Origin of the sequence: Clostridium tepidiprofundi DSM 19306, assembly GCF_001594005.1 — a bacterium.
GTDB classification, from domain to species: domain Bacteria; phylum Bacillota; class Clostridia; order Clostridiales; family Clostridiaceae; genus Clostridium_AC; species Clostridium_AC tepidiprofundi.
Window position 1 is genome coordinate 1 of sequence record NZ_LTBA01000062.1, and the last position, 8249, is coordinate 8249.

9 protein-coding genes, 1 pseudogene and 1 riboswitch are annotated in these 8249 nt (G+C 28.4%); of the genes and pseudogenes, 9 read left to right on the forward strand and 1 reads right to left on the reverse strand.

Annotated elements, in window-relative coordinates:
- Positions 1-88: 88 nt before the first annotated feature.
- Complete coding sequence (locus CLTEP_RS12615) at positions 89-415, reverse strand: esterase/lipase family protein (RefSeq protein ID WP_066827251.1); 327 nt, start codon at positions 413-415, stop codon at positions 89-91.
- A 218-nt stretch (positions 416-633) separates the two neighbouring features.
- On the opposite strand from CLTEP_RS12615, the gene CLTEP_RS12620 reads away from it, so the two are divergent.
- The 9 genes and pseudogenes from CLTEP_RS12620 to CLTEP_RS12660 all read left to right on the forward strand — a co-directional run.
- A complete protein-coding gene (locus tag CLTEP_RS12620) occupies positions 634-1704 on the forward strand; it encodes an endonuclease/exonuclease/phosphatase family protein (protein WP_066827253.1) in 1071 nt (356 codons plus the stop codon).
- Positions 1705-1997: 293 nt separating this feature from the next.
- Positions 1998-2109, forward strand: a riboswitch (TPP riboswitch).
- A 248-nt stretch (positions 2110-2357) separates the two neighbouring features.
- Positions 2358-3164 carry a bifunctional hydroxymethylpyrimidine kinase/phosphomethylpyrimidine kinase gene (thiD, locus tag CLTEP_RS12625; RefSeq protein WP_066827267.1) on the forward strand — a complete coding sequence of 269 codons (807 nt, stop codon included), beginning with the start codon at positions 2358-2360 and terminating at the stop codon, positions 3162-3164.
- Positions 3157-4392: a putative hydroxymethylpyrimidine transporter CytX gene (gene cytX, locus CLTEP_RS12630; RefSeq protein ID WP_066827255.1), complete on the forward strand. Its 1236-nt coding sequence runs from the start codon at positions 3157-3159 to the stop codon at positions 4390-4392. The genes thiD and cytX overlap by 8 nt, the downstream gene beginning before the upstream one ends.
- On the forward strand, positions 4350-5162 hold the full coding sequence (gene thiM, locus CLTEP_RS12635) for a hydroxyethylthiazole kinase (RefSeq protein WP_066827257.1): 813 nt from the start codon (positions 4350-4352) through the stop codon (positions 5160-5162). The genes cytX and thiM overlap by 43 nt, the downstream gene beginning before the upstream one ends.
- Positions 5152-5787 carry a thiamine phosphate synthase gene (thiE, locus tag CLTEP_RS12640; RefSeq protein ID WP_066827259.1) on the forward strand — a complete coding sequence of 212 codons (636 nt, stop codon included), beginning with the start codon at positions 5152-5154 and terminating at the stop codon, positions 5785-5787. Before thiM ends, thiE begins: the two co-directional genes overlap by 11 nt.
- A 239-nt stretch (positions 5788-6026) precedes the next feature.
- Positions 6027-6467, forward strand: coding sequence for a LytTR family DNA-binding domain-containing protein (locus CLTEP_RS12645; RefSeq protein ID WP_066827261.1), 441 nt, complete (start codon positions 6027-6029; stop codon positions 6465-6467).
- A gap of 9 nt (positions 6468-6476) precedes the next feature.
- Positions 6477-6920, forward strand: a complete 444-nt coding sequence (locus tag CLTEP_RS12650) for a DUF3021 domain-containing protein (protein WP_066827263.1) — start codon at positions 6477-6479, stop codon at positions 6918-6920.
- Positions 6921-7674: 754 nt separating this feature from the next.
- Complete coding sequence (locus CLTEP_RS14930) at positions 7675-7857, forward strand: hypothetical protein (RefSeq protein WP_066827265.1); 183 nt, start codon at positions 7675-7677, stop codon at positions 7855-7857.
- 135 nt (positions 7858-7992) lie between these two features.
- Positions 7993-8249: pseudogene (locus CLTEP_RS12660) on the forward strand (IS200/IS605 family accessory protein TnpB-related protein); the annotation flags it as partial.

Consider the following 8249-nt stretch of genomic DNA (forward strand, 5'->3'; position numbering starts at 1 on the left):
TCATTTATATTATTTACTGCTGACTTTATTTTAGTACAAAAAAAATAAAATAATAGGAGCAAGTTGTTTTTACGCATTCATCTCCCACTTATAGAAGATGGGAGACTTCTGCTAGGTACGTTAAAACACACCTGTGTATTTTTTTTATATGTTTTGTAGTAGATAAAAAATGTCTTATTACTAGTCCACCTGTACTATGGCCTACAAGATTAATTTTTTCGCCTTTTCTTAGATTACATATAGTTTCCTTTATTTTTTGTTCAAAGATATGAGTGCAATATTCAATTTCTTTAAATGTTAAGGGTAAGTTAACTGATGTGCACGTGTAATTCATTTTTTCTAGATTTTTTTCTAATGTGTTCATATCTTTTTTATTTTTATTGAATCCATGAACTAAAATTATTTTTTTTCGCATTTATAATCTCCTAAAAATTTAATATGTGAGTATGGTTACTATTATAACGGATTTGAGACTATTTTTGTAGAGATAACGAAATAAATTTGCACTAAAAATAATTATTACATGATTCGTAATATAATACATATTATGTTATAATCATAATGTGTTGAATTTTCTAACAATTATATAATTGAATTGTTATGCATTCATTTATAAGAGGGGGGAAATAATGTATGGGGAAAAAAGTTGTAAAGGTTTTATTAAGATTTATAATTGCTATTTTTATAATTATAGCGGGATATTTTACTTTTATGACAATTACAGATTATAAGCCTGATAAAATTATCAACCTAAATATCGATAATAATCAGAAAAAAGTTGCAAAAATAGGCGATAAAATATCGTTATTAACTTTCAATATTGGGTATTGTGGATTAGATAGTGGACAAGATTTCTTTTTTGATGGAGGGAACAGTTCACGCTCAGAAAGCAAGAAAAAAACTATAGAGAATTTAGATGGTATAATTGAGTTTTTAAATAAAAATAAGACTGATATAATACTTCTTCAGGAAATAGATATAAATTCAACAAGAAGTTTCCATATAAATGAATATAAAAAAATTAAAGAAAGCTTAAATGATTATTCGTCAATTTTTGCATGGAATTACAAAGTACCTTGGGTACCCGTTCCAATAACTAAGCCTTATGGTTCTGTAAAGGCAGGATTAGCTGTTTTTTCAAAATATAATATAAATGAAGCTAATAGATATCAATACCCCGGCAAGGAAAAGTGGCCTAAACAATTAGCTATGTTAGATAGATGTTTCACAGAAAGTAGAATTCCTGTAGAAGATGGAAAAGAACTAATTGTTATTAATTCTCATTTATCTGCTTATGATAAAGGTGGAGAGATAAGAAAGCAGCAGTTGGGATTTTTAAGAAAATATTTAATAAAAGAATACAGTAAAGGTAACTATATTATTGTTGGAGGAGATTGGAATCATTTGATTCCTAGAACAGATCCTAATATATTTAATACAACACAGAAATGGCCAGAGTGGCTTGTTAATATTCCACATAGTTTTAAACCAGAAGGATTTAAGTGGGTAGCGGATAAAAATACTCCAAGTAATAGATCAACCGATATTCCATATGAAAGAGGAGTAAATTTTTTATCGGTGATAGATGGTTTTCTAGTTTCTCCAAATGTTGAAGTTTTAAGTGTAAAAGGGTATGACATGGAATTTAAGTATTCTGATCATAATCCTGTGATTGCTAATATAGTTTTGAAGGAAAAAGAGTAAACAGGGACGGTTAATTAAAATAATTAATAGAAAAGATAGGGACGGTTCATTAGAAAAATGCCTAAATACTGGGTGGAATAGTGAATCATCCCTTGTTTTTTAGTTTTTACTTAGTTTTTTATACCATTTACATATCGAAAAATACCACATAGCTATAAATGATTGTTTTGGAATTTAAGGTATATTAGGGACGATTCATTAGAAAAACATGGTATATTGAATTTAAATCGTAATCTTATTGTTAAATGTTCTTTTTTATGATAAAATTGACTATAGAAAAATTAATAATAAAAACAAGTAACTGGGGGGGCTGGAAAGGCCGGCTGAGATAAAGAACCTATGAATTCTTTGACCCTTATACCTGATATGGATAATACCAGCGTAGGGAAGTTGAAGAATAATATATTTTTGATATTTAACACGAATCCTTATGTGGTTCGTGTTTTTTAGTTTATCGATTTTATAATCTCTGACTTTTATAAGTGGAAGATTAAAGCTTTTGCTTTAGCAAAATGATTTCACTTTATAAGAAACTAAACTTTTGCAGATAAAAAATAAGTGTTGACATGAATAATATTATTTTTGCTCTGTTAAAGGCGATAAAAAGAATTATTGAATTTAAAAATGAGGTATTTAAGAAAGGAAGTAATATTATGAAAAATGTATTGACAATAGCAGGTTCAGATAGTTGTGGAGGTGCAGGAATACAGGCAGATTTAAAAACATTTTCTGCTCATGGTGTTTATGGAATGTCTGTTATTACTGCAGTTACAGCACAGAATACTCAAGCGGTTTATGCAGTTCAGGATATTGATAAAGAGATTATTGAAAAACAAATACAGGTTATTTATGAGGATATTGAAGTAGAGGCTGTAAAAATAGGTATGGTATCACAGATAGAAACTATAAAATCAATAGCAAAGGAACTTAGAAAATATAAGGCTAAAAATATTGTGCTCGATCCTGTTATGATATCCAAAAGTGGGTATGATCTTTTAAAGCCTGAATCTAAAGAAGTTTTAATTAAAGAATTAATTCCAATTGCAGATATAGTTACACCTAATATGCATGAAGCTGAGGCAATAGTAGGTATGGATATTAAAGGTATTGATGATATGATTGAAGCAGCACATAGAATATATGATATGGGACCTAAAAATGTATTAGTGAAGGGTGGACATCTTGAAGATGATGCTGTGGATGTTTTATTTGATGGAAAAGAAATAAAATTATTTAAAGGAATCAGAATACATACAAAGAATACACATGGAACAGGCTGTACATTATCTTCGGCTATAGCTTCTAATATTGCTCTTGGATATTCAGTGAAAGAAGCAGTGGGAAATGCTAAGGATTACATAAATATGGCAATTAAACATTCTCTAGAAATTGGAAAGGGAGTTGGACCTACAAATCATTTTTATGGACTTTATAAGAAAGCTGGTATGATAAATGAGTAATGCAAAATATAAATTAACAGGTTTTAATTTTATAATTCTCTGGTTTGGAGCAGCTATGTCTATAGCTGAGATAATGACAGGAGGACTTTTAGCTCCTTTAGGCTTTAAAAAGGGAATTATAATAATATTAATTGGACATGTTATAGGTACCACAATTTTGATTATGGGAGGAATAATCGGGGAAGAAGAAAATCTTCCTGCTATAAAGTCTACAAGAATATCCTTTGGACTTTATGGTTCTTATCTTTTTTCTATTTTAAATATATTACAGCTTGTAGGTTGGACAGCTGTAATGATAATATCTGGTGGACGTTCTTTAAATCTTATAAGTAAAACTTTATGGTCTTTTGACAATACAACTATATGGAGTATTGTTATTGGATTATTAATATGTGTATGGATTGCTCTTGGCAGTAATGGACTTAAAAAGCTTAATATTGCTGCTGTAATATTATTATTTGGATTAACCATTGTTTTAAGCTTTGTAGTATTTAAAAATGGTAGTTTATTTACAAAAGAAGTTGTGGGAGATATTTCAGTAGGAACAGCAATAGAACTTAATATAATAATGCCTCTTTCATGGCTTCCATTAATAGCTGATTATACAAGAAATGCAAAGAGTAAAAAGGGAGCTGTTATGGGAAGCTGGCTGGGTTATTTTATAGGAAGTTCATGGATGTATATTATTGGATTTACAGCAACTGTTGTATTTGATAATACAGATATGGGGGCTATAATGATGGCTGCAAATCTAGGTATAACAGCTCTATTGATAGTTGGACTTTCTACTGTAACAACAACTTTTTTAGATGCTTACTCTGCAGGAATAACTTTTTTAAATATATTTCCTAGGGCTAAGGAAAAATATGCAGCTATAATCATGGCTGTTATAGGAATGGTAATTGCACTTATAATGCCTATAGAACAGTATGAAAATTTCCTTTATGCCATTGGTTCAGTATTTGCACCTTTGTTTTCTGTATTATTTACAGATTATTTTGTAATAAAGAAACAAAAGAGCATAGAGGATGATGTAATTGTGAATTTTGGTGCAGTAATTATATGGATTATAGGCATTGTACTTTATTATATATTCATTAAATTTGATTTCATAATCGGAACTACAGTTCCTGTAATGATAATAACATCAATAATTTATGCAGTATTATGGAGGTGGATTTCAAAATGGAAATATGTGAAAAAATCTCAAAAATCTTGTCAGATGTAAAATGCAAAAAACCACTTGTTCACAACATAACAAATTATGTTACGGTTAATGATTGTGCTAATATAATATTGGCATTAGGCGCTTCCCCTGTAATGGCAGATGATATTGAAGAGGTAGAAGAAATGGTATCTATTTCTTCAGCACTAGTTATAAATGTGGGAACATTAAATTATAGAACTATTGAATCAATGATAAAGGCAGGTAAAAAGGCCAATGAAATAGGTATTCCTGTCATATTGGATCCAGTAGGTATAGGAACAACAACCTTAAGAACAAAAACTGTAGAAAGATTGATTAATAAAGTTAAGTTTTCTGTAATAAGAGGGAATATGTCTGAAATCAAAATTCTTGCAGGTATAGATGCAAAAATTAAAGGAGTAGATTCTGAGGATACAACGAAAGGTGCAAAAAAGATTGCTAGAGAGTTAGCTTTAAAATTAAATTCTGTTATAGCAATCACAGGAGAAAAAGATACTATTTCTGATGGTAATAGAGTTTGTACTATAGAAAACGGTCATAAAATGCTTGCAGAGGTTACAGGTACAGGATGTATGACCACTGCATTAATTGGTGCTTTTTGCGGTGTTTCACAGGATTATTATTTAGCGGCAGTTTCAGGAATAGCATCTATGGGCATTGCAGGGGAAAAAGCTTATAGAAGCTTAGAAGAAAATCAGGGTGTTGGTACATTCAGAGTAAGAATATTTGATAACATTTATAATCTTAAGGATGATGATTTTATAGAAGGAGGCAAAATTTATGAATGTTAAAACTAAAGTAGATTATAGTCTATATTTAGTTACAGATAGAGAAATTTTAGGAGAAAGAGATTTAATAAAGAGTATTGAAGATGCAATATTAGGAGGAGCAACTTTAATTCAACTCAGAGAAAAAAATATTTCAACTTTGAATTTTTATAAAATTGCCCTTAAGGTAAAAGAGCTAACAACAAGAAATAATATTCCTCTTATCATAAATGATAGATTAGATATAGTTCTTGCAGTAGATGCAGAAGGGCTGCATATAGGTCAGGATGACATGCCTTTAGAAATAGCAAGAAATATTCTTGGTGAAGATAAAATAATAGGATTATCTACTTCTACATTAGATGAAGCAATAGAAGCTGAAAAAAATGGAGCGGATTATATAGGTGTGGGAGCAATGTTCCCAACTTCAACAAAACAAGATGCAAAAAGTGTAACATTGGATGAATTAAGAACTATAAAAGAAGCAGTTAATATACCTGTAGTTGGGATAGGTGGCATAAACAAAAGCAATATATTATCTTTAATGGAAACAGGTGTAGATGGAGCAGCTATTATATCAGCAATTTTAGGAGAAAAAAATATCAGACAAACTTGCAAAGATTTTAAAGAAATGATAATAAATAGGTAATATTAGAAAAAATCAAGGTTTCAATAGGAGAAAATGACTTATTGGAACCTTATTTTTTATATAGTATTATTAAATTAATATTTTACCAGTCTGATTTCTTATGTTTTGATTTAGCAAAACGAATTCACTTAATTTTTTATACCATTTACATATCGAAAAATACCACATAGCTATAAATGATTGTTTTGGAATTTAAATGAAATATAATATAAGTATAGGAGAAGGAAAGGGGTGATTTAGTGAAAGTAGAAATTGTAGTTAAGCCTGAACTGAAAGATACTCATATAGTTATATATACCAATGAAATTACAAATGAAATACAGGGTATAGTTGACAGCTTATCAAATTCACAAAACAGAATATTGACAGGGATTAAAGATAAAAAAATATTTTTACTTGAAGATGAAGAAATATACTGCTTTTATAGCGAAAATCAGAAAGTATATGCAAAAACAACAAAGGGAAAGTTGTGGATTAAACAAAAGCTTTATGAATTAGAGAATATATATGATGGAACATCATTTATTAGAATATCTAAATCTTGCATAGTTAATATTGATAAAATAAAAAATCTAGATATTTCATATGTGGGAACTATTGAAATAGTTTTCAAAAATGGAGAGCGAGAATATGTTTCAAGAAGGTATATATCTAAAATAAAAAAATATTTAGGAATATGAGGTGATTTAATGATATTAAAAAAGGCAATATTAAGAGGCTTTTTAGGTATACCAATAGGTGTTTTTATTAGTACAACTATATCAATTATATATTCATTAGTTTATGGAAAGTTGATGGTTGTAACCCCAGTTGATGGGGCTATGAGTTCTTTAAACCTTTATTTAATACAATATATAGTAAGTATCATTATAGGGTTTGTTTTTGCTTCTAGTTCAGTTATATTTGAAGTGGAAAAATTGAATTTAGCTAAACAGACAGTGATACATTTTATTATAACATTAGTAGTTTTTTTACCTTGTTCTATAGTAGCAAGATGGTTAGAGTTTAATTTCGCAGCAATACTTGTATATATATTGATATTTATTGTTATTTATATGGCGATTTGGTTTATACAGTATTTTAGTTGGAAAAGAAAAATTAACAAACTAAATAAAAAATTAAATGAAAGATGAATATATTTATATACTTCATATTAGGCATTTGAAAGAAAACTTAGTAATATAAAAGAGTATTAATATAACAAGAGATATAGTTCATATTCTATGAACTCGTTTTGCTAAAGCAAAATATCAAGACTTCAGGTGGAGACTCTACTCCACCTGAAGCAAAAAGAATTGATAAATGATAAAAGTATAAAAGTCATGTGTTTTAGTATATAAATGTCTAAAATATCATGACTTTATTTTTGTTTATATAAAAATATGTTTATATAAAAATAGGTTACTTCTAATAAAGTTATTAGAGATAATTTGGACATAGTTATTTACTTATATTAATAATGAACCGTCCCCTGAAATCCTAAAAAAAGATAGCAAAATTGCAATATTTCTATATTGTAATTTTTATGATATACTTATCTAGGATATATTTATAAAATATTTAAAAATAACAAGTAAATGTTGTTACTAGCATAGAACTGTATTTGCAATAATGATACTGTAATTTGCAATGATTAGTTTATAATGCGGCAGACATGATTACCAAATAGGAGGTAACAACAGTTGTAAAAAAATAATAACAAATCGTAACATTTAATAACAAATAGTATTGGTATATAATTTTTAAAGTGCTCAAATGAAGAAATGGTTAATGATTTAATAAGTATAGTTAGTTGTTTCAGTGCTAGATTGTATGGAGCAAGAGGTGAAAGAAAAATAAAGAAAACTATCAATGAATTAGAAAAAGAAAGGCAGGTGCAAAGTATTAATGAAAACAACAATGAGAGCAATATTGATAAATCTAAACGACAAACAGAAATCAATAATTGATAATATGATGTTAGTATTTTGCACTGCAATAAGATTTTCATTTAATAGGTTGATAGAAGGTAATATTAAAAAAGGTGAATTAGAAAAAATAGTAGCTCATAAGGCATTTGAAAGAAAATAACGAGTCAAAGATGCGACGTATATTTTGTGAAATACAAAGAGTTGGGTTCCGCTGATAGTAGGTTCTATCAATGGGTTCCAACGATGAAGTAGTTCGCAAAATAGACTAACATACTGACTAGTTATTTTTTTAAAAATGTCTAAATATAATTTAAACATACGTCAAGCTAAAGATGCCGTTGAAAGTGCAAGACAGACAATAGTTTCTCAGAGAGAATTACTCAAAGAAAATAGAGATAATTATAAAAAGAAAGTTAAGGCTGTTGAAAAACAGTTAAAAAATGATAAATTATCTCAAAAGAAAAGGAATGCTTTAAAAAGTAAGCTCGATAAAAGAAAAAGAAAACTAGTCTATTTTCAAAAACATATTGATAATAAGACTATTCCACCTAT